At 46.7% G+C, this 26,467-nt stretch carries 17 protein-coding genes; 4 read left to right on the top strand and 13 right to left on the bottom strand.

Going from position 1 to position 26,467, the window contains the following annotated elements; translation table 11 throughout:
• Positions 1-2: 2 nt before the first annotated feature.
• The 8 genes from PBAL39_RS07250 to miaB all read right to left on the bottom strand — a co-directional run bounded on the left by PBAL39_RS07250 (position 3) and on the right by miaB (position 13,252).
• On the bottom strand, positions 3-5,975 hold the full coding sequence (locus PBAL39_RS07250) for a PKD domain-containing protein (protein ID WP_008239886.1): 5,973 nt from the start codon (positions 5,973-5,975) through the stop codon (positions 3-5).
• Positions 5,976-6,257: 282 nt separating this feature from the next.
• Entirely contained in the window at positions 6,258-7,898 is a 1,641-nt protein-coding gene (groL, locus tag PBAL39_RS07245) for a chaperonin GroEL (protein WP_008239884.1), read from the bottom strand.
• A 69-nt stretch (positions 7,899-7,967) separates the two neighbouring features.
• A complete protein-coding gene (gene groES, locus PBAL39_RS07240) occupies positions 7,968-8,258 on the bottom strand; it encodes a co-chaperone GroES (RefSeq protein WP_008239881.1) in 291 nt (96 codons plus the stop codon).
• Positions 8,259-8,479: 221 nt separating this feature from the next.
• The gene (gene secG, locus PBAL39_RS07235) at positions 8,480-8,839 is read right to left on the bottom strand and encodes a preprotein translocase subunit SecG (RefSeq protein ID WP_008239879.1); all 360 of its coding nucleotides are present in this window, start codon (positions 8,837-8,839) and stop codon (positions 8,480-8,482) included.
• Between the two features lie 14 nt (positions 8,840-8,853).
• Positions 8,854-10,017, bottom strand: coding sequence for a hypothetical protein (locus PBAL39_RS07230; RefSeq protein ID WP_008239878.1), 1,164 nt, complete (start codon positions 10,015-10,017; stop codon positions 8,854-8,856).
• 31 nt (positions 10,018-10,048) lie between these two features.
• A complete protein-coding gene (locus tag PBAL39_RS07225; protein ID WP_008239876.1) occupies positions 10,049-10,549 on the bottom strand; it encodes an LptE family protein in 501 nt (166 codons plus the stop codon).
• Between the two features lie 4 nt (positions 10,550-10,553).
• Positions 10,554-11,783, bottom strand: coding sequence for a sigma-54-dependent Fis family transcriptional regulator (locus PBAL39_RS07220; RefSeq protein ID WP_008239874.1), 1,230 nt, complete (start codon positions 11,781-11,783; stop codon positions 10,554-10,556).
• 20 nt (positions 11,784-11,803) lie between these two features.
• Positions 11,804-13,252: a tRNA (N6-isopentenyl adenosine(37)-C2)-methylthiotransferase MiaB gene (gene miaB / locus PBAL39_RS07215; RefSeq protein ID WP_008239872.1), complete on the bottom strand. Its 1,449-nt coding sequence runs from the start codon at positions 13,250-13,252 to the stop codon at positions 11,804-11,806.
• 177 nt (positions 13,253-13,429) lie between these two features.
• On the opposite strand from miaB, the gene PBAL39_RS07210 reads away from it, so the two are divergent.
• Positions 13,430-15,250: a hypothetical protein gene (locus PBAL39_RS07210; RefSeq protein ID WP_008239870.1), complete on the top strand. Its 1,821-nt coding sequence runs from the start codon at positions 13,430-13,432 to the stop codon at positions 15,248-15,250.
• A 33-nt stretch (positions 15,251-15,283) separates the two neighbouring features.
• A complete protein-coding gene (locus tag PBAL39_RS07205; protein ID WP_008239868.1) occupies positions 15,284-17,083 on the top strand; it encodes a hypothetical protein in 1,800 nt (599 codons plus the stop codon).
• Positions 17,084-17,133: 50 nt separating this feature from the next.
• Here the strand turns inward: PBAL39_RS07205 and PBAL39_RS07200 are convergent, their stop codons facing one another.
• From PBAL39_RS07200 to PBAL39_RS07180, 5 genes are all read right to left on the bottom strand, one after another.
• On the bottom strand, positions 17,134-19,254 hold the full coding sequence (locus PBAL39_RS07200; RefSeq protein WP_008239865.1) for a DPP IV N-terminal domain-containing protein: 2,121 nt from the start codon (positions 19,252-19,254) through the stop codon (positions 17,134-17,136).
• Between the two features lie 188 nt (positions 19,255-19,442).
• Positions 19,443-20,510, bottom strand: a complete 1,068-nt coding sequence (locus PBAL39_RS07195) for a branched-chain amino acid aminotransferase (RefSeq protein WP_008239863.1) — start codon at positions 20,508-20,510, stop codon at positions 19,443-19,445.
• Between the two features lie 76 nt (positions 20,511-20,586).
• Positions 20,587-21,552, bottom strand: coding sequence for a tryptophan 2,3-dioxygenase family protein (locus tag PBAL39_RS07190; protein WP_008239861.1), 966 nt, complete (start codon positions 21,550-21,552; stop codon positions 20,587-20,589).
• Between the two features lie 8 nt (positions 21,553-21,560).
• Complete coding sequence (locus tag PBAL39_RS07185) at positions 21,561-22,859, bottom strand: HAD-IB family phosphatase (protein ID WP_008239860.1); 1,299 nt, start codon at positions 22,857-22,859, stop codon at positions 21,561-21,563.
• A 21-nt stretch (positions 22,860-22,880) separates the two neighbouring features.
• The gene (locus PBAL39_RS07180) at positions 22,881-23,843 is read right to left on the bottom strand and encodes an NAD-dependent epimerase/dehydratase family protein (protein ID WP_039866263.1); all 963 of its coding nucleotides are present in this window, start codon (positions 23,841-23,843) and stop codon (positions 22,881-22,883) included.
• Positions 23,844-23,917: 74 nt separating this feature from the next.
• Between PBAL39_RS07180 and PBAL39_RS07175 the strand changes: the two genes are divergently transcribed.
• Both PBAL39_RS07175 and PBAL39_RS07170 read left to right on the top strand, forming a co-directional pair.
• Positions 23,918-25,099, top strand: a complete 1,182-nt coding sequence (locus tag PBAL39_RS07175) for a formimidoylglutamase (protein WP_008239857.1) — start codon at positions 23,918-23,920, stop codon at positions 25,097-25,099.
• Positions 25,100-25,231: 132 nt separating this feature from the next.
• Positions 25,232-26,377 carry a redoxin domain-containing protein gene (locus PBAL39_RS07170; RefSeq protein ID WP_008239855.1) on the top strand — a complete coding sequence of 382 codons (1,146 nt, stop codon included), beginning with the start codon at positions 25,232-25,234 and terminating at the stop codon, positions 26,375-26,377.
• Positions 26,378-26,467 lie beyond the last annotated feature (90 nt).

Raw genomic sequence — 26,467 nt, 5'->3', positions numbered from 1 at the left:
CGTTATCTGATTAAATGTATTGGTCCGGTACGTCTTGGTGGCGAGCTGTCGTAGGTCATGCCTTTCCATTCTGTGCCGTTGATCATCTTCACTTCCATCTTCCAGAAATAGACGCCCTGCGGCATTGGCGATCCTTTAAAGGTGCCATCCCATCCTTCAGCAGGTCTTCCTTCCTCCAGTTTTGTGGTTTCCCAAAGGAGCTCCCCCCATTTATTAAATATGCTGAGCTTATAAGTTTCCATGCCAGACCCTTTAGCTCTGAACTCCCTGAGCTCCGGCATCGGGCTTCCTGGAATGAAGGAGTTTGGTACGAACAAGTATCCCGGAACACCTTTAATGGTGACATCCTTGAAGGTCGTGGTGAAACAGCCCTGTTGGTTCATGACTCGCAGCGTCACCCGGTAGGTGCCTGTATCAGGGTAGGTATGTGAAGGGCTTTGAAGAGAGGAGTTTGTGCCATCGCCAAAGTCCCAAGCCCAGTTGGTAGGTGATCCGGTGCTTTCGTCTATAAAACGGAAGGTGTAGTTGGGAATATCAATGACCACAGAAGGGTCGACATTAAATCGTGCAACAGGAGCCTGTACTACATGGATATATTGGTTTCTGATGACGGAGATAGAACAGCCTAGTGTATTGGTGGCAGTGAGCGTGACGGTATAGTATTCCTGATCGCCACTGTAGATGTGACGTGGTTCAAACTCATCTGAAGTGGTGCCATCACCGAAATCCCAGAAGTAGCTGAATCCATCCTGTGTTGTATTTCTGAACTGCACAGGGAGTCCGGGGCATCCAAGCGTAACATCTGCTTCGAAGGCTGCAACTGGCTGAGGTAGTACCGTGATGGTCTCGGTGGTTGCAATTTCCGAGCAGCTGTTGTAGGCAGTCATGGTTACTGTGTAGGTTCCCGGGCGGGTGTAGGTATGTTGCACCCTGCCTGGCGCAACGGTATTTAAGGTGCCGCCGTCACCAAAGTCGAAGGTAAACCTTGTTGCTCCTGTAGAGTTGTTGTCGAAATTGACCAGCAGAGGCGCACATCCTTCTTTTTGGGTAGCATCTACGACGAGCTCCGGCGTGATGTTTTGCGGAGCTACCCGGATGTTATATTCCCTGAAATCTGTGCCGCATTCATTGACTACAGTCAGTCGTGCTCTGAAGAGCTGGACAGTAGTTGTGGTATAGACATGTTGCACAGGGCCTTTGTCTGTGGTTTCCAGGACTGGGCTTCCATCGCCGAAATCGTAATAGTAGGTGTTTGTTGATCCCGGAGATGTATTGGTGAAGCTTACCGTCATTGGAGAACAGCCGTCCGTCCTGCTGGGTGAAAATACAGCGATCGGTTGGGCTTTAACGAGCACAGTCGATGTCCTTACATCAGTACCACAGCTGGTTGTCGCGGTGAGGGTAACTACGTATGTGGTGTCCTTGCCTGTCGGTTCCGCTAGGTAAGTAACTGTTGGTGGATTTGCCTGAGTAGAGGTTTGGCCGTTGCCAAAGTCCCACACAAATGTTGCTCCCCCGGTCAATACGGAAGTGTTCACAAAGTTTACAGCCAATGGCCCGCAGCCACTCGAAGTGCTTTGGCTAAATGATGCAGGGACGGCCTGATTGGTACTGAAGACGGTGCTTTGCTCATCCGAAGTGCAACCCAGGGAGCTGGTGACCACCAGTCTGATGGTTGCGGTCGTATTGCTTTCTGTGATGGTGTAACCTGGGAAATCAATGCCTGTGCCGATCACATTGTTGTTTGCATACCAGGTATACGTAGCATTGCGATCAGCATATGGTGTTGCGGTAATGTCCAGGGCGAATGGCGCACATCCTGTCTGGAAAGCATAAGTAAATTCAGCCTCCGCATTGGGGTTTACCGTAATGATTACGGCATTGCTGACATTTTGGAGTACGCCGTCACAGGCTGCCGTCGTTACTATTCTTCTGTAATGGCTGGGCGCGGTCAGGATTGGCGGTTGATAATTTTGGCTCAATGCACCAGAGATGTTGACCCAGCTGTTGCCATCAGTGCTGGATTGCCATTGATACCTGAATAGGCCGTCGCCACCTGTTGGCAATGATCCGATCAGTTCAGCTGGACTCAGACCGCTGCAAATGGTCTGATCTGCTGTAATGGTATTGTTAGCGACCGGAGGCTGTGCTGTAACGGTATATTCATTGCTGAACAGGCTGCAGGATGCACTGCTGACGTTCCTCCTGAAGATGGTCGTTTCTACAACCTGATAATTCAGCAGGTCTTTGTTGGTTTCGTTAGGTATCGGTGTCCAGGAGGTACCATTATCCACACTACGTTCCCAGGTATAGCTGTAGTTACCTGTGCCACCCGTTACGGTGCTCCCGATGATATCTATCAGGCGGCCCGAGCATACGATCGCACTGGAGCTGGTAATGGTGTTGTTTTCAATCGGCAGGAGAATCTGGACAGTTACATTGGAGGAATTTGGCCCACAGGCAGATGTACCGCTAATGGTCCAGGTAAAGCTATAGGATTGTCCCGGCATCAATCCGTTCACTCTTGTTGTAGGCCCGGCGGGGTTCTCGATCACCAGGGATGGATTGGCCGGGGTAACCGTCCAGAGTCCGGTTTCTGTTGCTGCAGGTGCATTGCCCGTTAACGTGGCCGACACTGGTGCAAGGGCTGTCGGAGCACATAATACTTGTGAGGGCCCCGCATCAGCAACTGTGCCCGCAGGAGTAACCGTCACCAAAATGGTATTAGAGATCTTTTGGTCGCAATTGCCATTTTGCACAATCACCCTATACTGGGTAGTCTGTGTAAGATTGGTATAGTTGTAACTGGTGGTGGTATTTTGAATTTCTGTCCAGGTAACACCTCCATCTATTGAAGACTCCCAACGGATTATGGCGCCTCTGCTGCCGCTGAGGTTGAGCTGTCCACTGTTGATGCCCTGACAAACGGTGGCTGCTCCATCCAATGTGCCGGCGATGGTTGGCTCATTAACGGTAATGGTGACCGTGCTGCTGGTTTCCGGACAGGCACCTGTACCGGTTATGGTCCACCTGAAGGTGTAAGTCTGTCCTGGGGTCAGGCCGGTAACTGTTGTTCTTTCAAAGGTGTCGTCTGCAAAAGTCACCACGTTAGGAAATGGCGCAACCTGTGTCCATCTTCCGGTACCTACAATTGCCGTATTTCCATTGAGGGTATAACTGTTGTCGTCACAAATATTTCCACTCTGTCCGGCATCTGCAATGGTGACCGGAGGATCGACCTGTATGGTAACGGTTCTGGCGGCTCCCGGGCAACCATTTTCTGAGACAGGGGTGATCACATAAGTTACACTGCCCTGGGCAGTTCCTGTGTTGATGAGTATGTCTGGAATGGTCGTGCCGGACGATGTTCCGGTAGGGCTGGAATTTCCTGTTACGGTTCCTATGACGCTACTGGTCCAGCGGTATGTGGTGTTCTGTAGGTTTGAGGATAAGGTGATTCCGGTGGCGCTATTGCTGCAGATGATGGGAGATGCTGCTGTAGCGGTCAGGATCGGGTTTGGTGTAACGGTGACCGTAAAGGTAAAGGGTTCTCCGTCACAACCATTGGCCACAGGTATGATGGTATACACCACGACCGCATTTTGTGTCGGGTTGTTGTTCGTAATCGTCTGATCAATAATTCCGTTACCTGTTGCATTGAATCCGGAAGCGTTTCCATCAGCATTTACTGCTGTCCACCTGTAGGTGCTTGGTGTAACGCTTGATGTCGGCTGAAATGTTAGCCTGGTTCCAGTACAGATGCTCTGCATTCTGGAGGCAGGTGGATTTGTTCCGATGTTGCGTGGATAGATGGTAATGGCCGCCGAAGTCTGTACCTGAGCGCAGCTTCCTGTGATTCCAGTATTGACAAACAAAGTGATGTTTGCTATCCCTGACGTCCGCTCCGCCGCTGTTGGCGTATAAACTGTGGTCAGGGTATTTGCAGGTGTGAAAGTTCCTGCTCCTCTCCATTCAAATGTGGTATTGGCTGTACCGTTGGAGATTGCCCCCGTCAGATTGATATTGTCATTGTAACAGATTGCCGCTGGATTGGCTGTGATGCTTGGGACTGGTGCCGGGGAGAAAGTCAGCTCCTGTGTGCTGACAACCGTTCCACAATTATTTTTGTGGGTAATTGTAACCACATAAGTTCCAAAATCTTCAAAATTTATGGTGGGATATTGGGAGTTTGCTGAACTAGGGCCAACAAAGGAATAACCCCCTGCGCCTGTTACTGTCCAGGTGTAAGTATCGGCAACTGGTTTTGATGTGCCCGTAATGACGGTATTGGTGACGCTTCCATTGGGGCCAAAGGTGTAATCACCTCTCGCACAAAGGTCAATATCCGGTGACAGAGTAGCTTGTGGCGGAGCATTTACTACTACTTCCTGCGGTGCGGTGGTTACCTCGCAGGTGCCGGTCTGAATGGTTAACGTGATGTTGTATACCCCGGTTTGTGCAAAGGTGAAGCTAGGGCTTGGGCTGCTGGCATTGCCAATGTTTACTCCTGTATTTGGCGTTACATTCCAGATATAGGTCGGTGTATTTGGACAGGTATTGTCAATGACGGAAGTGCTACTATTTGCGTTGATGGTGGCAGATGAAAGACATAGTGTATTTCCCGAAAGTATGAATGCTGGTTGGGGTGGATCCTGCACACAGATCTCACGAATCAAATCATCTGCCGGGCATGCACCTGACCCGGTTGAGGTTAATCTTATTTCATGTGGTCCCTTTGTGGTGAAAGTATGTACAAAGTTTTCGGTCAGGGTTAAGTTTTCCGCTACCAACACACCATCAACATACCAGTTAAAAAAAAGTTCGTTGTCGGCGCAACCAATGGAGTTTGTATTTGCCCGTTGTCCTGGTAAAGATTGATTCACGAAGGTAACTTCATCTCCCAGACATGCAATAGGAGGGAAGCTGAACCTGTTTTCTGGTCTTGTGACTACTCTTGCAGGTGTAGAGAGCGGCGAGCCTATTGCTCCGCAGAATGGGCTTTGAACATTGACATTTACACCAAATGCATTGTAGAAAGTTTGACTGCCGGATGTATAGGATCTTCCACAGGAAGACTCTGTATAAGAGTGCCGTACCCTGTTTGCGTCATTGACAATATCGCATATGGTGTATTCATCACTCCTCCCATCTCCCCAGTCTATTCTATAGGTGTTACCTGGGAAATTTCTCCCAATCCCCGTAGCGTCATAAACAGTTACACTATATTCAAATGTGCCGGTAGGATAACATACCGTATTTCCTGATGTAGTAGTAAATGCAGTTACGGCCAGGTTGTTTACGAGGAAGTAAGAATGGGTCGCTATAGAACCATCGGGCATGGTCGCTTTTACCACCATCGTATAATGTGCAAGTGATGCCGCGAAGGTTTTAGCTTCTGAGATGGAGGCAAATGTCATGGCTCCTTCCGGTGCCGTTGGTGTCATCTCGTTGATGATTCTTACAGATACATTTCCTGTACTTGATTCGTTTGTAAACCTAAAGGTAGTGCTGGTTACATTTGGATCTGTATCGCAATTTCCAAATGTAAGGGGTGCCTGACTAAGTTGCTGTCCGGGGGCGGAACCGAGCGCTGCAGTAGCGGGTACTCCAGCACGAATCTCAAAGGCAGACGATGGAGCTGAGTAGGTTCCAAGGCTGGTGGACCTGATTCGGACCCGGTAGCCTGTACCGGGAGGTGTTGCCACTGGAATTCTTCCGTTAACAAAAGTGGAGTAGAAACTATTATAAGTACCTATGCGTGTTTCTGCTGCAAAGTTTCCTGTCGCGTCAGAAAGAAAAAGCTCAAATGTGTTGGCTCTTTCAATACATAATGAACCCGTGTTGAATAACGCGGTTATGGTGGAGCCTGGAGCATAGGGTCCAGGTTCTACACTCCCAAAATTAATCTGGGAAAATGCAGCAGATAATTGTAGAGAAAACGCAAGAACAGTTAATAGTAGTAAACGTTTTATCATAGGGAAGTATTACGTAATAAATATAAATAAATTTCTGCCTATAAATAACTGCATTTATTACAAAAAAATCTCATAACAGATTCTCGCTCAAGAATATGAACAAGATGAATGTATTTAAACGTAATCCCCCAATTATTGAAATAGATTGAATTGATGTATACGAGATTGAGAATCGTTTGGTTTGTCAGGGGATTTCTTTTGTGAAAAGAACAGCGTTAAACAAAAAATCCCGCTTCAAGTGAATGAAGCGGGATTTTTAAGCTTTGAAGCCTTGGGGGATGATTACATCATGCCGCCCATGCCACCGCCGCCCATTGGAGGCATACCTGCACCAGCAGGAGCATCTTCAGGATCATCAGCCAATACACATTCTGTTGTTAACAACATTGCTGCGATAGAGGCTGCATTTTCAAGTGCTACACGACTTACTTTAGTTGGGTCGATTACACCAGCAGCGATTAAGTTTTCATATACATCAGTACGGGCATTGTAACCAAAGTCACCAGTACCTTCTTTTACTTTTTGAACAACGATAGAACCTTCGATGCCTGCGTTTTGGCAGATTTGACGAAGCGGCTCCTCGATGGCACGTTTAACGATCTGGATACCTGTAGTCTCGTCTTCATTGTCTCCTTTAGTACCTTCTAATGATTCAATGGCACGGATGAAAGCAACACCACCACCGGCAACGATACCTTCTTCAACAGCAGCACGTGTAGCATGTAAAGCATCATCAACGCGGTCTTTTTTCTCTTTCATTTCTACTTCAGAAGCAGCACCTACATAAAGCACAGCAACACCACCAGCAAGTTTAGCCAGACGTTCCTGTAACTTTTCTTTATCGTAGTCAGATGTAGTAGTTTCGATCTGAGCTTTGATCTGGTTAACGCGGGCTTTGATGTCTTCAGAAGAACCAGCACCGTTGATTACCGTTGTGTTGTCTTTATCAACAACTACTTTTTCAGCAGTACCTAAGTAAGAAAGGTCAGCATTTTCTAATTTGTAACCTCTTTCTTCAGAAATAACAGTACCACCAGTCAGGATAGCGATGTCTTCAAGCATTGCTTTTCTACGGTCACCAAATCCTGGAGCTTTGACAGCAACAACTTTCAGTGAGCCACGGATTTTGTTCACTACCAATGTAGCCAAAGCTTCACCATCAAGGTCTTCAGCGATGATCAATAGTGGTTTACCAGTTTGTACTTGTTTTTCCAATACTGGCAACAATTCTTTCATGTTGCTGATTTTTTTGTCGTAGATCAGGATGTAAGGGCTTTCCAGCTCTGCTTCCATTTTGTCTGCGTTGGTTACGAAGTAAGGAGAAAGGTAACCACGGTCAAACTGCATACCTTCTACTGTTTTTACTTCAGTTTCAGTACCTTTTGCTTCTTCAACAGTGATGACGCCATCTTTACCTACTTTACCCATTGCCTCAGCGATCAGAGAACCGATCACTTCATCATTGTTTGCAGAGATTGAAGCTACCTGTTTGATTTTGTTGTTGTCTTCACCAACAGTCTGAGATTGCTCTTTCAGGTTTTTAACAATAGCAGCAACAGCTTTGTCGATACCACGTTTCAAATCCATTGGGTTTGCACCAGCAGCAACGTTTTTAATTCCTGCAGTAACAATTGCCTGAGCCAATACGGTTGCAGTAGTTGTTCCGTCGCCGGCGATGTCAGCAGTTTTTGAAGCCACTTCTTTCACCATCTGAGCACCCATGTTTTCAATTGGATCTTTCAGTTCAATTTCTTTAGCTACAGTCACACCATCTTTAGTAATGGAAGGTGAACCGAATTTCTTGTCAATAATGACATTACGTCCTTTTGGACCTAAGGTTACTTTTACAGCATTCGCAAGGATATCTACCCCTTTTTTCAGGGCGTCACGAGCTTCAACGTTATATTTTACTTGTTTTGACATTTTTTTATAATTATAATTAAGCTGGATGTTTAACCCAGGTTAAAAACTAAGGATAATTAAAGAATTGGATTACAGAACTACTGCGTAGATATCGTTTTCACGCATGATCAAATAGTCTTTGCCATCAATAGGAAGCTCAGTGCCACCATATTTACCGTAAAGAACCACGTCACCAACTTTAACTGCTGGTTTTTTTCCTTCAGAATCTTCTTCAGAAACAGATACCACGGTTCCTTTTGATGGTTTTTCTTTTGCAGTATCAGGGATGTAAATTCCGGATGCTGTTTTCTCTTCCGCCGCAGCAGGTTCAACAATCACCCTATTTAGTGAGCCTGCAATGGGTTTAATGTTTAAAGCCATAACTTATTATTGTTTTTAATTTTAAAATTAATGTAAGTGTCTTTATTTGACTATGGTCAATGTATCAGTTTCTATGCCAATAAACTTTCATTTGACAAATTTACACCGCATTGTCAGCTAAAGGATTCTCGGCCGCTATTTTTTGTGTCAGACTGGCAGAAGACATAAAAAAGCCCGGTATGATTGTCTCATACCGGGCCTGAAGATCTTTTACTGACAGCCTATTTCTTAGCAGTATCAGCTGGTGCTGTCGTTGCAGGGGTTGTTGCTGCAGGAGCGCCAGCGCCTCCACCAAGTGGAGATGGAGCAGGAGTTCTGTCCAGCTGTTCCTGAATTTTTGAGTCTGTTGAAGATGCGGTACCACCTGTCTTAGCTACAGTTGTAATGGACAGCGTCAATACTACAATAAGTGCTAATAATACCCATGTGCCTTTTTCAAGAACATCACCTGTACGTTGAACACCAAACATATTACTGCCCGCCCCACCGGTAGCAAGACCACCGCCTTTAGGATTTTGTACCAATACAAATAGCGCCAGGGCAATACAAACAATGATTAATAAAATAATTAAAAAAAGCATAATCGGTTATATGGTTAAATTTTCTTTTCTATAGATTGGATAAGGTCGGCAAAGTAACGGCTTTTTTCCGGGAACTTCAAACTTAATTTTTCATAAGTCTCTATGGCCTTGTCATAAAGCATTTGCTCAATATATATTTTCGCGAGTGTCTCGGATACCAGGTCGTTGTGGTCTTCCGCACTCTTCTTTGCTTTATTCTCATTATTGATCTGCTCTGCATTGGGGGGGCTGATCTGAGGATCGTTTTTCAGGAAGCTATCGATGATCTCTGTACCTTTGGAGGGTACCCTTGAATCATCCTCGGTATAATCTTCTTCAAGTTCTTTCTCAAAAGCAGTCTGCAGATGGAAAATATGTTCTACATATTGTTGCTGCAGCTCATTAGGCTTGCCAGGGGTTGCGGCAGGTTGATTCTTTGTACTGACATATGGCTGGAAAATCTGCTGATGCTCCTTTCTGGTTTTTGCCAGCCACCAAAGGAAGGTGTAAGGAAGTTTGTCGTCATCATACTTGCTGATCACCACAGGTTCCTCCGCTGAGGTCTCTGATTGCTCAGAAAGAGGTGAAGAACTCTGTGAGTTGTTCTGCTCGGCGGCGGGCTCTACATTTTTCTGAAAAGCAAAAAAGTCAGTTGCAACAATGTTCTCCAAAACAAGGTCGTCCTTCGCTTTTTCTTCCTGGTCCTGTTTTCTTCCAGTCAGGTTACTAGGCTCAGCGTGTTCTATCGCATGAACCTGTTCATTTGGGTCAGCGGCAATTGATGATTCAACATCAGCAGAAAAGGACTCTTCAGATTTTTCTTCAGCTGTGGCGGGAACTTCTTCCGGGTCTGTGGAGACCTCATCAAGCACAAAGTCGTCCAGTGTTTCCGGCTGACTTCCCATCTGGTCGTACGCGGGAGATAGGATTACCTGAAAATCTTTGGGCGACAAACCTTGGGGCTCAAAGATATACTGATGCAGCGTCTGTCCGTTGGTGTACAGGGCCGCGGTAGCCAGGTTTATATTGGCCTCATCCGTGGAAGTTCCGGTGGCCTTGGCCAGCAGCAGGTGCAGGGGTTGAAAATAGGGGTACGATGATACCAGCGACTCCAGCATGGGCCGGTGTGCTGGCTCCACCTTTTCAGGTTCCGATAACAATACCTTCAGTTGCTGTTTAATGTCTATTTCCTGCTCCACGCTGCTAAGTTAATCATTGAAACTTCAATTTCTACCAATTTGCAAAAGCACGGTTAAAAATATCCTCAGTCAGCTGCAGCGTCACATCTCTGATGTAACCTGGTTCCACTGCCTGCAGGCTTGCACCGTTGAGCTTAAAATCCTTGAAGCGCTCGAAAGATTCTTCGAAGCTCAGCTTGGGGTTCAGGTTATTGGTATATTTCACACTTACCCTGATGGTCATCCTGTTGGCACCGGCTGTAGGCTGGTTGTTGTCCTGAATGGCGACAGGCCTGATGTCGTAACCGGTGATGTTTCCGGAGAAGGTTGCATCCGCATTGTTGTTGGTAATGCTGAGCCTGGTTTGGTTTCTGATCCTTGTTTTAAATTCTTCCGTAAATTTATTCGCCATGTCGGGAATTACCAGAGGTGCGTTGTTCTCAAAAAAGGGAACATTCACCGTTTTCATCTCGTCAGGAATGGATGCGCCGTTAAATGCAATGGAGCAGGAGTTGAACAGTACAACAATGAATAGTATCGCTAACTTTTTCATGAATCTAATTTAAGTTGAGCTCTTTGATTTTTCGGTACAGGGTGCGCTCAGAGATACCCAGCTCCTGTGCAGCAAACTTCCTTTTGCCTTTGTGTTTCTTTAATGCCTTTTTGATCAGGTCAGACTCCTTGTCGATGAGCGACAGCGACTCTTCAATTTCTTCTGCTTCCTGCGTATAGTTATAATCCACAGGTGCACTTTGAGAAGGTTTTTTAATAGTGAAAGTAGGTTCTGCGCGTGTTTCGTCGATCTCCTGATACAACTGGTTGATGTAGTGTGGGTTATCAGCCATAATGTGTGAGGTGTTGCCCCCGCTCTGTATGATCTCCGCAACTAGTTTTTTCAATTCCATCATGTCCTTTTTCATGTCAAAAAGCACCTTATAAAGGATGTCCCTTTCGGTAAAATCCTCTTTGTTGTTGCTGCTGATGGCCATCGGAAGGTTGGTTGCACTTTCGTTGGGGATATAGTTCAGCAATGCCGCGGAGGTCACATTGCGGTCTTTTTCCAAAACGCAGATCTGCTCGGCAATGTTTTTCAGCTGACGCACGTTTCCTGGCCAGCTGTAGTTGCTGAGCATCTGTATCGCATCAGGTTCCAGCTGAATACCCGGACTTCTGTACTTGTCACTGAAGTCGGCAGAGAATTTTCTGAACAGAAGGTAGATGTCTTCCTTGCGCTCATGAAGTGCAGGGATGCGCAGGGGAACTGTATTCAGACGATAATATAAATCTTCGCGGAACTTGCCCGACTTCACGCGGTTGTAAACATCCACGTTCGTCGCTGCAACAATACGGACATCTGTCTTCTGCACTTTGGAAGAGCCTACACGGAGGTATTCACCGCTTTCCAGGATCCTGAGCAAACGTGCCTGTGTGCCGAGAGGAAGTTCTGCGACCTCATCTAAAAAGATGGTACCGCCATTGGCCACCTCGAAATAACCTTTACGGGCTTCATGAGCACCTGTAAAAGATCCTTTCTCATGGCCGAATAGTTCTGAGTCAATGGTCCCTTCAGGAATAGCTCCGCAGTTTACCGCGATGAAAGAGCCATGTTTACGGGTACTCAGCTGGTGGATGATGTGAGAGAATACCTCTTTACCACTACCACTTTCGCCGGTAATCAATACAGACATGTCTGTTGGTGCAACCTGTCTTGCGATGTCTATCGCACGGTTGAGCAGTGGAGAGCCACCAATAATCCCGAATCGGTTTTTTATATCTTGTATATCCAAGGTAATGCGTCTTTTTCTAATTAAATAATCTCCGGTTCTTCTACCACAACAGTTCCCAGCAGGGTGGCAGAGGTACAACGGTCAACATGCACATTTACGTATGTTCCAGCTTTAACCCCTTCCACAGCGGGAAAGACCACCATTGCATTCTGGTCGTTTCTGCCGCAGAAATCCTTGTCGGATTTTTTTGAAGTACCTTCTACCAGAATACGCTGCATAGTGCCCACAAATTGCTGCAGGCGATATAGTGAAGTTTCCTGCTGTTTCAGCAGGATCTCTGCTAACCTGCGTTTTTTTACAGGCTCAGGAATATCGTCTTCCAGTTTACGGGCTGCCAGGGTTCCCGGACGCTCGGAATAGCTGAAGGTAAAGGCAAAGTCGTAACCCACATAATCCATCATGCTTAAGGTTTCCTGGTGTTCTTCTTCCGTTTCTGTGCAGAAACCGGCAATGATGTCCGATGAAATGGCGCAACCAGGGATGATGCGGCGGATGGCATCCACCCTATTGATGTACCACTCGCGGGTATAGGTCCTGTTCATCAACTCAAGCACCCTGCTGCTGCCGGATTGCACTGGCAGGTGGATGTAGTTGCAGATGTTATCATATTTGGCGATGGTATACAATACCTCGTCAGTAATGTCTTTAGGGTGGGAAGTTGAGAACCTGACCCTCAGTTCCGGGCTGAGGAGCGCTACTTTTTCAAGTAACTGCGCGAAGTTCACCTCGATCTCAGCACCTTCTTCCGCATCAGCACCCTTCCATTTGTAGGAGTCCACATTTTGTCCCAGAAGGGTTACTTCCTTATATCCTTTATCGACCAGATCCTGTGCTTCCGCAAGGATCGAATGTGGATCCCTGCTGCGCTCACGTCCACGTGTAAAAGGAACTACGCAGAAAGAACACATATTGTCGCAGCCACGCATAATAGAGATAAAGGCTGTGATGCCATTGCCATTTAACCTTACCGGGCTGATGTCAGCATAAGTTTCCTCACGGGAGAGTAACACGTTGATGGCTTTATGTCCTTCTTCTACCTGGCCGATCAGCTGAGGAAGGTCACGGTAAGCATCAGGACCTACCACCACGTCTACAAGTTTCTCTTCTTCGAGGAATTTGGACTTCAGGCGTTCTGCCATACAGCCCAATACACCGACTACGAGCTTAGGGTTTTTGCGTTTCTCGGCGCTGAATTGTGACAGCCGGTTTCGTACACGCTGCTCGGCATTCTCACGGATTGAGCAGGTGTTGATAAACACAACATCAGCTTCTTTATAGTCTCCGGTTGTCTCAAAGCCCTGGTCTTTTAATATGGACGCGACAATCTCGCTGTCAGCGAAGTTCATCTGGCAGCCGTAACTCTCAATATACAGCTTTCTGCCATTCCTGATTTCAGGTGCACCTATCACTAAAGCCTCGCCCTGGCGTCCTTCATCGTGAGTCTTATCTGTCAGTGGTAAATCAATCATAAATGGTTTTACGGTTTTATGAACCTCAAAAATACACAATAATATTTAAAAATGACAAATTGGCAGGGTGTTAAATGGCAAAGAAATTACAAGCTTTCAATTTTTCCGTTGGATGAAAAAATATAGATCTGCTTTTGTGGCCTTGATATTGCAGTAACCTGGTATAATCAGAATTTTATGGCTCAGGAAAATACAGGTAATCGGCACGCCTGGCTGAAGTGGATCGCCGGAATTTTAGCTGTCATCTTTCTTCTCATTGGAGCTGCAGCGTTATATTTCAGTGCGAAATGGAAACCAATGCTTTCAGAGAAGCTGAAGGCTGGTGTCGAGGAGGGCTCGGGGGGATTGTACCACCTTGGCTTTAAAGACATTCACCTGAACCTGATTACAGGTACAGCCTCTATTGATGAGGTGACCCTAAATCCTGACACGGCAGTATACGGCAAACTGAAGGCTGCAAAGCTTGCCCCGGCACACATCTTTCAGCTGAGCCTGGAAAAACTTCAGCTCAACAGGCTGAGCATTATCGAGGCCCTTTTTAAAAAACGCGTAGAGCTGAACAGTATTGTTCTGCGTGAGCCTTCCATTCAAATGATCCATTACAGAGTGCCGAAAAAACCAGATACCGTAAAAGAAGAAAAAACATTGTACGAATTGATTTCAAAGACCTTTCGGTCGGTACACGTAAAAGTGATCAGAATTGAAGATGCCAATTTCGACTATGTAAACGGTGCTGACGGCAAAAAGAAAAATTCCATCAAACACCTTGGAATTACGGTGGAGGATTTGCTGATCGATTCGCTCAGTCAAACGGATACCACGCGTTACTATTATACAAAGGGGATCAATTTTGCCATCATCGGTTATGAGTCTAAAGATAAGATGTATACAATGACGGCCGACAGCATCCTGGGCTCTTTAGCAGGAAAACGCGTAACAGTGAAAGGGTTTAAGATGATCCCCCGTTACCCTGATCTGGCCTTCAGCAGGATGTTTACCTATGGCAAAGACCGATACGATCTTGACTTCAAAGAGATCAGTCTCAGCGGACTTGATTTTGTGGAATTCAATACCTCAGGAACGATCCATCTGGAGGCGCTCAAAATCGGACCAGCCAGGGCGGGTATATTTCTGAACCGTGAGAAGCCCGCTCCCCCGGGACTGGACAAGTTTAAAAATTTCCCTCACATGGCACTGAGGAAAATCCCTATACCTACCACAATAGATACCTTGAAGCTTAAGAATATTGATGTAGCCTATACGGAATATAATCCGATCAGTCAGAAGAAGGGTACGATCTATTTTGACCGTCTACGCGGAAATATCACGCACCTTACCAATGACTCCAGTCGCATAGCGGAAAACCATTTTGCCATTGCGCAGCTCAAGGCAGTAGTCATGAAAAAGGCCGATATAGACATTAAGATCAACTTTGATCTACAGGCTCCGGACGCCGCATTTAGCTATACAGGGAAGATTGGGCCCATGAATATGGTCGACCTCAATGTGGTCTCGAAACCCTTGGGGCTGATCGAGATTGAAAGCGGTAAAATGCAGGGCGCGGATTTCAGCATCCGTGCAAACCGGTATGGATCTAAAGGTGCCGTTAACTTCCGCTACACCGATTTGAAGGTCAAACTTCTGAAGGAAGGCGAGGATGGTAACCCTACCAAAGAGAAAGGATTGTTGTCTTTTCTTGCCAACACCATTCTGATCAAGGATGCCAATCCGACAAAAGGAGAAGCGGCACGTACAGCAAACATCACCTTTGAGCGTTCTCCGGCGGCATCATTCTTTAATCTGCTCTGGAAAGGCGTGTTTATCGGTCTTCGGGAGACAGCAGGAATTGGCATTGTGCCCGTCAAGACTCCTGAACAAGGGATGAAGAAAATTCAGCAGAAAAAAGAAGAACGACAGGAAAAGAGGGAAAAAAGAAGGGCGGAACGCCAGAAGAAAAAAGAGAAAGAACAGAAGAAGGGCGAAAATAATGACGGATAAAAATGTATATTCGGGTAATCCCCTTTAAGGCCTATGACCGAAAAATTCCGCAAGAAAAGGAAGGTAGCAATCTGGATTACCTGTATTGCCTTGGGCGTTGTGGCGGTACTGATGGTTGCTTCAAAATATGCAGGCCATAAGTTCAAGCCATTGATCAAGGAGCAGATCAAAGCTCTGGTGCTGAGTACAACGGACAGCCTTTACCATATCGAATTTTCTAGTCTGAAAATCAATATGCTGACGGCCAATGCCTCCCTGAACGATGTGCGGGTGGTGCCTGATACCCAGGTGTACCGGAGGTTGATCGAGAGAAAAAAGGCACCTAACAACATCTATTATATCGAACTCCAGAAAATGCGCATCCGGAATTTTCACCTCTTCCGTTTTCTGAAAACCAGGAAGCTGAACATCAATGAGCTCATCCTTGATCAACCGAAAGTCACCATGGTTAACCGGCAGTTTGCCTACAATGAGAACAAATCCGCACAGCCGAAAGAATCCCCGTATAACCTCATCTCTGCTTATCTGAAGGAGTTCAGGATCAGAACCATTAATTTCAACGACGTCAGCTTCAAGTACATCAACCATAACCATGTACTGCCCGACGCCGATTCCGTGGGCAATCTTAATGTCACTTTGAAAGATTACCTCATTGATTCTACTTCAGCACAGGACAAGAGCAGGCTCTATCTGCTTAAGGACATCGTTTTGAAATTAAAGGAGTATACCTTTGCTACTCCCGACAGCCTTTATCATGTGAGCCTGGATCAGCTCGATTTTTCAGCCTCTTCGGGCAAACTGAATATCAACAGCTTCAATGTCATCCCGCGTTACGATGAAATGAAGTTCGGCACCATGCCTGGCGCCAAGAACAATCGTTACCACATCCGCATGAGCAACATCAGTCTGGACGGCATCGACCTGACGGCTTATATTCTCAAACAGCAGCTGCTTGCCAGGGAAATGAACGTGGCCAATGGTTTTATTGATGTTTTTTCCAATGCTGAACTTTCCAGGAGAACCGAAGACCGGACGGGACGTTTTCCCCAGCAATTGTTGCAGCGCGCGGCAAAGCAGATCAGTATTGACAAAATTAACCTCAATAATGTAGGGATTGGCTATTCTGTGTATCATGAGGAAAGTAAGCAGAAAGGGACGATTACCTTTGAGAACACCTTTGGCACGATCACGAATGTGACCAATGCGGAGAAGTTTAAAAACAGGAACCCATTGATGGTGGCCAACCTGACCAGCTACGTTATGGGCAGGGGAAAGCTGGATGTGAACTTTAAGTTTGACCTGAAGGCTAAAGATGGTGCTTTTTCGTATTCGGGAGCCTTGCATGAAATGGATGGTAAAGCGCTGAACAGGATTACCCGTCCTTTAGGAATGCTGGAAATCCGTAGCGGCGCAGTGGAGAAGCTGAACTTTAATGTGGTCGCAAATGACCGTGAAGCCAAGGGGCGGTTGTGGTTTAAGTATAAGGACCTTTCGGTCTCCCTGCTCAAAAAGGAGGATGGGGAAAGCCGCCTGGTGAAGCAGGGCTGGATGTCCTTTCTGGCCAATGCAATGGTACTGAATGCCAGTAATCCGGATGAAACGGGCAAGTTTGTAACGGCCGACCTTCGGCTGGAGCGGGCACCCACGATGTCCTTTTTCAGCTTTGTCTGGAAGACCCTGCTCCAGGGCATCCGCCATAGTGTAGGGGTGACCGTAGAAAAAGAGCAACAGATAAAAACTCAGATCGCCAGGTTCAAAGAAATCAAGGCTTCGCGGGAAGAGCGCCAGCGACGTAGGGAACGTCGTCGCGCGGCAAAGGAGCGCATAAAATAACGGCTGCCCGGGTTGCGCTGGTATGCAGCGTTCCGGGCAGCCGCCGGTCATCAATTGGCAAGTTCTGCAGGAACAGGTTTGTCGAGCAGGTTCTGATAATAAAAGCGGATTCGCTCCGCCGTATCATGAGGCGTTTTGAGGCCACCCCAGCCATGTCTGCCGCCGGGATAGATCATCAGCTCAAAGTGTTTGTTCGCATTCTGCAGTTTATCGATCAGCTGAATGGTATTCTGCATATGGACGTTGTCGTCCATGTCGCCATGCATGATGCGCAGTAGTCCCTTATACTTTTCTACATAGCTCAGCACAGAAGCTTTTTTGTAACCTTCCGGGTTTTCCTGCGGACTGTCCATAAAACGTTCTGCGTAGTTGCTGTCGTACAGCTCCCAGCTGGTTACAGGTGCTCCGGCGATGCCGAAGTCGAAATCATCGGCGGCCATGGTCAGCGCCAGGCAGGTCACATATCCACCATAGCTATGGCCGGTAATGAGTAGTTTTTTGTTGTTTACCCAGGGTTTGGACTTCAGCCAGCGTGCTGCGGTGCTGTAGTCCTGGATCTCCCATTTGCCAAGGTTGCGGTGCATCAGTGCTACGCCCTCTTTTCCAAACTGTCCGGACGCTCGGTGGTCCACTGAGATCTGGATGATGCCCTCATTGGCCCACCACTGGTTGGAGGTTCCCTTCCAGCTATCGCTTACGTTACCTGCATTAGGTCCGCCGTAGATGCTCATGATGACAGGATATTGTTTGTTTTCATCAAAGTCGGTCGGGTAGGTGATGACTGCCGGAAGCTGATAACCATCTTCAGTAGGGATGGTAATCATTTCTGTTTTCCCGATGGCATACTGGTCGAACTCCGCAGATTTTGTGTCGCCAAGTGTTTTGATCAGCTTACCTGTATTGTCCAGCAGTGCCCGTTTATAAGGGGTGCTGACGTTGGAATAGGTGGTGATGAAATACTTTCCACCAGGGGAGGCCTGAATGCGGTGAGAGTAGTCGCCGAAGGTCAGTCGCTTCAGGTTCTTTCCATCATAGTCCACGCGGTATAAATCGCTGCGTGTGGAGGCTTCTTTGCGCGCATTGAAGTAGACTACCTTTGCTTTTTCATCCACAAGGACAAGGTCGGTCACCTGCCATTTTCCACTGGTGATGGGATTGACAAGGGTGCCGTCGAGCTGATAGAGGTAAAAGTGTGCCCAGCCGGTCTTGTCACTTTTCAGAATATAATGTTTTTTATCCTGAAGGTATTCAATTCGCCCACTATAGTCGAGGTCTACCCAGGAAGACTGTTGTTCGTTATAGATCTCCTTCTTGCTGCCAGTATTTGGGTCTACAGCATAAAATTTCAGGTTGTCCTGTCCGCGGTTCATCCACTGCACCATCAGGCTGCTGCCGTCATAACTCCAGTAAGGAGTGCCGAAATACTGGTCATCCTTTTCATTAAATGCGGCCCATACCACATCACCGCCGGTTACAGGAACAAAACCGACCTTCACCTCAGGATTGGGATCTCCGGCTTTAGGGTATCTGGTTTTTTCTGTATAACCATGCTGACCTGTTGATCCGTTGATAGGAAACATGGGGACCTTGGTATCGTCGAAACGCATAAAGGCAATGTGTTTGCTGTCGGGCGCCCACCAGAAAGCCTTATAGTTGGTCGATCTGCCCAGGATCTCCTCGTAATAGACCCATGAGGACCATCCATTATAGATGACATCGGTGCCGTCGCTGGTATAACGCAACTCCTTTCCTGTAGTTAGGTCCACAGTGAAAAGGTCGTTGTCTCTCGTAAAGGCTACATATTTGCCGTCAGGCGACAACGTAGGGTTCTTTTCCTGTTCCTTGCTGTTGGTCAGTTGTCTGGGTTCCTCTTTGCCATATTGGATGTACACGTCATCTTTAATGATGCTGACATCTACATTGCTTTTAGGAGGGGGTGTGTAGGGAGCTTTCTCTCCGGTGAGTACATTTACCGCATACAGGCTCCGGTTAGACTCGTTCATCTCGATGTAATGGTTGTCATCACGCCATCCATAGATGTTGCTCATCGGTCTGGTGATGGAAGGTACCCCTTTAAAGGTCTGTTGCTGGTTCAGTCTTTTGAGCTGTGCCGAGACAGTCATATTCAGGCAGCAGGACACTGCAATACCAAGCAGTAGCGCTTTTCTCATAAATAAAATGGTTAATGGTTTCTTTGTGGTTTGCTGATGTTAAAAAGCAGGGGAAATTACTAAAGTAGAATCAATCAGGCAAGGATATGTGAAAGATGTTACCCGAAAAAAAAGCGTCATCCCGGAATGAGCCAGGATGACGCTTATCATTTTATGCAGGCACGATAGCGGCTGCGGATAAATCTTATTTATTGAACGATCCAGTTCCAGCCAAACTCGTCTGGTGCCAGTCCGTAGCGGATGTCATTTAATGTTTTTGCGATACCGGCGGAAACTGTGCGCGTTGCAGGATCAGATAGGACATATCTCTTGCCCAGGTAGCTGATTTCGCCAATCGGCGTTACCGTAGCCGCAGTACCAGCAGCAAAGGCATCTGTCAGACTTCCGTTTTCGATACCTTCAATGACTTCCTTCACACTGATGCGGCGCTCTTCCACAGGGATGCCCGCTTTTTTCGCCAGCTGTATAATGGTATCACGTGTAACACCATCAAGAACTGTACTTCTCACTGATGGGGTCACCAGCTTACCATCAATCACAAAGATCAGGTTGGCTGTTCCGGCTTCCTCAATGTATTCGTGTGTCACAGAATCTGTCCAGATGAGCTGATCGAAACCTTCTTTTACGGCTTCGGCGAAGGGATGCAATGACCTGGCGTAGTTACCTGCGGTTTTGGCGAAACCCACACCACCATCATCAGCACGTGTATATTCAGTTTCAATTTTTACTTTCAGGGCATTGCTGTAATATGGGCCCGTTGGTGTAGTCAGCAAGGCAAAGGTATAGGTGTCTGATGCCTTCACACCCAGGTAAGGATCTGTTGCATACATCACAGGGCGGATGTACAGCGAGTAACCATCCTGGTCAGGAATCCAGTTTTTGTCGATGTCGATCAATGCAGCGATACCCTGCATGAAAACCTCCTTAGGGATCTCCGGCATAGACATACGTGCTGCTGATTTGTTGAAACGCTCAAAGTTTTTCTCCGGCCTGAAGACGCTGATGTTGCCGTTGGCCTGGCGGTAGGCTTTCATTCCTTCGAAGATGGCCTGTCCGTAGTGCAGTGCAGAAATCGCCGGGCTCATCGGAATAGGACCATAAGGCATGACCTCCAGATTGCTCCAGGTGCCATTGTCATATTCAGCAATAAACATATGATCGGAAAACACCTTTCCGAAAGGAAGTTGGGAAAAGTCTGTTACTGTAAGCCTGCTTTGCGCAGCTTTAGTGATGGTGATGTCCAGTGTCTCGTTCATTGTATTCGTATTTCTAAGGGACAAATTTAAGAAAAAATGTCCTTTGTATTGGCTTTAATTTTGTTTTCGAGAGCGATTAACCTTCGTTTCTAAGTGTTTTTAATACACTAAGAACCCATCCCTTACCCCATTCTTCCATTTGTTCTCCGGTCCACAGGAAGGGGTAGAAAATTCTCTTTTGAAAACGCGGAGGCAGGTACTTCTGCCAGTTGGTGCCTCCGGTGGCAGCGATGTCTACCGGATCTTTTTCAAGGTACCTGACGGCTGACTTATAGTGCGACAGTGGCCATTCCACATTGACGAAGAGGTCAAGCTTCCTGAGCTCTTCTGCCAGGGCACTGACGTCCTGACCTTCTGCTTCCAGACGGTGGTATAGTGCCGACAGGTTGGTGTGCTGCCTGTCTTTTACCAGCTGCAGAAACTGTGCTGCGTATTTATTGATGAACTGCTTCAGCGTCAGGGTCTGTTTTCCTGAGGAAAGCTCCGTGGCGCCCGACTTCCAGTAGATGTGTTCAAACTGTTCTTCTATGGTCGCATTTGCCAGTTCTTCTCTTTTGCTCTTTTCAATGAGCCTGCCGAAGTCTGTTGCCGAGATTTCAATCATGCGGTACTGGCCGGACTGGAATCCGCTGGCCGGAAGCAGCGACATCCTGAATTTCAGGAACTGCTCTTTTTCCATACCGTCTACCATCACTTCGAAAGAAGATACCAGGGCCGTAAAGTACGCATTGATCCGCTTTACACGGTCGGTCATAAACTTCACTGTCAGCTGCTCATGTTCGGCAATCTGCTTCAGTTCATGCAGGGAGAGCTTGAAGTACAGCTCGGTGATCTGGTGGTACATGATGAAGATCTCCTCGTCTGGAAAGGAGGTCTTCGGATGTTGCAGGCTCAGTAGCGTATCGAGGTGGATGTAATCCCAGTAAGTCAGGAAGTCCGCATACAACAAGCCGTCGAGGTAGGCCGACATGTCCTGGCCCATTGCAGTATATTTCTCCTGCAGTTTATCCAGCTTGTCTTTGATTTGTGGTGTTAATTCCATTGTTTGGTTTAATAAAGCACTCTGAATTTGATGGTGTGCTCAATCTTCTTTAAAAACTTGAATAGTTGTTTGTCGTATTGTGTGTTGATGTCGGTAATGACATAACCTATGGTCGGGTTGGTCATCAGGAACTGGCCAACAATATTGATGTCGTGGTAGGCAAAGGCCATGTTGATCTTGGCCATGATACCAGGTACATTCTTGTGGATGTGAATCAGGCGGTGCGACTTGTCAATCCTTGGCAGTTGCAAGTTGGGAAAATTGCTGCTGAGGTGCGTGGTGCCGGTGTTCATGAAGTCAATCATCCGCTGAGGGATGAACTTGTTGTTTCTCGGGTTGGACTTTGCATCATCAAATACTACAATTCCCTGTTGGGTGCATTGTAGCAGGTCGAGCTTGTTTTTCGCACTGCCCAGGTAACCGATGGTTTTCAATGTAATGGCCCTGCTTAAGGTCTCTGGTTCAATTTTCTGGCCGTCTGCCAGGAGGAGCATGTGTACATCTGCCACATATTTTTCCTCAAAAGTCTCTTTATGACGAATAGAGAAGCCATCTTTCTTCAGCATTTCAATACTCTGAGGGTCTACTTCTCCAATGATAAGACACAGAATCCTGTTTTTAGGATAGGAGATGGCCCTCGGAAGGTTGTTGACATATAGAAACTCATCAAAGCTGGGGGTCACATGGTCCGCTTTCAGGACGATGCTTTCCCTGGAGATGTTTTCAGTAAAGGCGTAAAACTTTTTGATCAGCCCACTTTCGCGCAGCTGAAAGTCAGAATAGCCATCGCCGATCCCGTATAGATTGCCCTCCAGGTTCAGCTGTTTCATGAGCTTTACCTTTCCGCCTTCCTCACTCAGCGGGTTGGAATGGTCGTAATCGATGATCTTCCCATCGCCGGTGGTGACAAAAGTGTTGGCGTAGATGTTTTCTTTTTTGATGTGATACTGGCTCACCACGGGGGTGATAAACTCCTTGAAACCGCCGGAAACAATCAGGACTTCGTCTGCATGCTTCTTGAAAAAAGCGGCGTTCCTGGAGAATGATGCAGAAACTTTTTTCTTGAGGCGTGTAATCAGCTGCTTCAGGTGGTCTTCAGAAGCTTCCAGCAGCTTTACGCGTTGTGCCAGGCTCTCGCCGAAAGATAACTTACCTTCCATGGCGAGGTTGGTATAGTCCTCAATTTTCTGAAAGATCGCTTCTTTATCCGGGTGTTTCTTCAGGGAAATCCGTGCCAGCTCATCCAGGGCCTCTACCTGCGTAAAGGTGCTGTCGAAATCAATGATGTAAATGTTCTTTTGGCTCATTTGTATAAATCGTATATCGGTTTAGCTTAAGGCACTGCATATTTCCGCAATGCTTTGGCTTAGTGGTTTAAATGTAATTCCTGTAGCACTGGTGATTTTCTCATTGCTGTACAGGCTTTTGTTGAGGCTGCTGCGTGCGGAATCCCTGGTTAGTGACGCGGGTTTGCCGCTGAGTAGGGAAGCTAGCTTTAACGCACGCCATGCAAGACCAAGCATCCATGGTTTTGCCTCTTTGCCTGGGGCCTTCAGGCCGAAGCCTTTCGCGATCTCCACCAGGAGCTGCTGATAATGATAGTTCTCCGCCGAGATGGTGAAGCGCTCGTCTCGGATGTTGCTGTTCATCAGCGCGATCATACATCTGGCTACATCCTGCACATCGACGAGTCCTGTGGCACCGCGTGTATAATAGGAAAGCCCTTCTTTGACGAGCTTAAAGATCGCTCCGCTGCCCTTAAATCCGGCTCCTGCACCAATGATAACCGAGGGGTTGACGATGATGGCGTCAAGACCTTCAGCGATGCCCCTCCAGACTTCCATTTCCCCTTCGTATTTGGAAATGGCATAGGCATGCGCTTTCGGATCATACTCCCAGAAGTCAGTCTCCTTGATCAGATTGTCTTTCTTGGCATTTCCCAGTGCAGCTACAGAGCTGACATGGAGCAACCTCGCCTGGAAGGTGTTGCAGAGGTTCACCACATTGGCTGTGCCCTCAATATTAACACGTAACAATTCCGCCTGATTACGGGGGTCAAATGATACCATTGCTGCGCAGTGGTAAACCTGGTCGACATCTTCAAAAGCATTTTCGAGTGAAGAAAAGTCATTGATGTCAGCAACAACCCATTCGATATGAGGGTTGTCCTTCAGCAGCGAAGGGATGATCCCATGTTTACGTTTTAAAGCCCGTAGTTTTACCCCAGACCGGCTCAGCTGATGTGTCAATTCGGCTCCTAAAAATCCAGTAGCACCGGTAACCAATATCATTTCATTTTTTTTAGGATGTTCATTAAAATATGCTCTCAAAAATAGATATTTGACGGATACATTTATAGTACAATATGTCTTTATCAGATTTTTTTTCTCCTCTAAGCCCCGACAAGTTTGCACCTAAACATGGGTTTTTGACCAGTCAGATGGGTTTAAAGGCCGATTTCTATACCAATGAATTTCCGGATCTTGAAGAAAATCAATACGATATTGCCATCTTCGGTGTCCTGGATGACCGTGCTGCGGTCAACAATGAGGGCTGCGCACTGGGCCCCGACTACTTCCGGGCGCAGTTTTACAGCCTGAATGAAGGCGCATTTAACAGCAGGTTGATTGATCTGGGCAACATTAAAGCCGGTGCATCCATCTCTGATACATATGTGGCCGTAAAGATGGTGGTATCAGAACTGATGAAACTGAACATCCTGCCGATCATTATTGGTGGCGGACAGGACCTTACTTATCCGCAGTACCTTGCTTATGAAAGCCTGGAGCAGAAGGTGGACCTCGTGGTGGTCGACAATAAGTTTGACCTGGACGAGGAGGATCAGGAGGGAATGGCGGCAAAGTCGGATACCTACCTGAACAAAATTTTGCTTCATCAGCCAAACTACCTGTTTAATTTCAGTAACATCGGTTACCAAACCTACTATGTGAACCAGGATAGCCTGAAGGTCATGAGTAAGTTGTATTTCGATGTACACCGGCTGGGGGAATTTACTGAGGACATCTCATTAACAGAGCCCATCATCCGCAATGCGAATATGATCAGTTTCGACATCGGTGCCATACGCTCATCCGATGCTGCGGCCAATGCCAATGCAGGGCCCAATGGATTCTACGGGGAGCAGGCCTGCCGTATTGCCCGTTATGCGGGAATGAGTGATAAGCTGACCAGTATTGGTTTTTATGAGTTCAATCCTGCATTTGACCAGAACGGGCAGACGGCCATGCTGTTGGCCCAGATGGTATGGTATTGCATCGACGGCTTTTACAACCGTAAGAAAGATTTTCCGCTCACCCCGAAATCGCAGTACCTGATCTACCGGGCGAGTTTAAACGACGGCTCCGGTGAAATGCTCTTTGTCAAAAGCAAAAAGTCCGACCGCTGGTGGATGCAGGTGCCTTATCCGACAGGGATATCTAAAAATGAACGCTTTCATCTGGTGCCATGCCGGTACGACGATTATACCATGGCCGTAAACGGGGAAATGCCTGATCTCTGGTGGCGTACTTACCAAAAACTACTGTAATTTTACATCAGTTATAACGTTAAGTATAAAATCAGGACTTATATTTGATTGTATTAATCCTTTTACAGTTGATTTAGTCTGTATGCATAAGGAAAGCTCCGAAACTAACTTAACACAATAAACAAAACAACAATGAAGAAGACTTTAATCACTGCAATCTGCCTGTTGCCAATTGCAGCCATGTCACAAGGGAAATATACCCTTCAAGGCAAAGTAGGTAACTTAAATGCACCTGCAAAAGTATACCTGCTGCATATGGTAGGTTCTGAGCGTGTGCTGGATTCTGCTGCCGTTACTGCTGGTAAATTCACTTTTACAGGCCCGATCTCCGGCCCGGCACAAGCACAACTGATGGTGAAACACAGCGATGCTGCTGCGAATCAAATGGCGCGTCCTGATGCTTTAATGCTGTACCTTGAACCGAAAACTTTTGAGGTGACTTCAGCTACTGACTCGGTGTCAAAAGCGGTAATCAAAGGTTCTCCGGTAAATGAGGATAACGTAAAATACCAGGCTTTTGTAAAGTCTGTGAGTGATAAAAACGCAGCTCTGATGACTGAGTACCGTAGCAAATCACCGGAAGAGCGTAAGGATGAGGCTTACATGAAAACCGTAATGAGCCGTGATGAAGCCAATCAGAAAGAGATGGAAGCATTGAACAAATCTTTTATTGAGGCTAACCGCAACTCATTCATCAGTCTGGTTGCATTCAGCAGTAATATGTCTCCTGATACTGACCCTAAGGTTATTGAAACGGAATTCAATAAATTCCCTGCAACACTGAAAACTACTGATCTTGGTAAAGCGATCACTGGTAAAATTACTGCAGCACAGAAAACCGCAGTAGGTCAGATGGCAATGGATTTCACACAAAATGATGTAAATGATAAACCAGTGAAACTTTCAGACTTCAAGGGTAAATATGTGCTTGTTGATTTCTGGGCATCGTGGTGTGGCCCTTGCCGTGCTGAAAATCCTAATGTCGTTACTGCATACAAAAATTTTAAAGACAAAAACTTCACTGTGCTGGGCGTATCTCTGGACCAGCCTGGAAAAAAAGATGCCTGGTTAGCAGCAATTGAAAAAGACGGATTGACATGGACTCATGTTTCTGATTTGAAATTCTGGGACAATGCAGTGGCAAAAATGTATGGCGTACAGTCCATTCCTGCCAACTACCTGATTGATCCAACAGGAAAAATTATTGCCAAAGACATCAGGGGCGAAGAGCTGCAAAAGAAACTTGCAGAAGTTCTTGGTGCAGGTCAGTCTAAATAATCATCACCATTAAGAATCAACGAAAAAGGGGATGTCCATCAGGATGCCCCTTTTTTGTATTTCACCAATAAAGCCACCAGCAAACGATAA

It is taken from the genome of Pedobacter sp. BAL39, from assembly GCF_000170795.1.
GTDB lineage: Bacteria > Bacteroidota > Bacteroidia > Sphingobacteriales > Sphingobacteriaceae > Pedobacter.
Note: the sequence above shows the minus strand (reverse complement) of the source record. Positions and strands in the feature narration are given on the sequence as shown.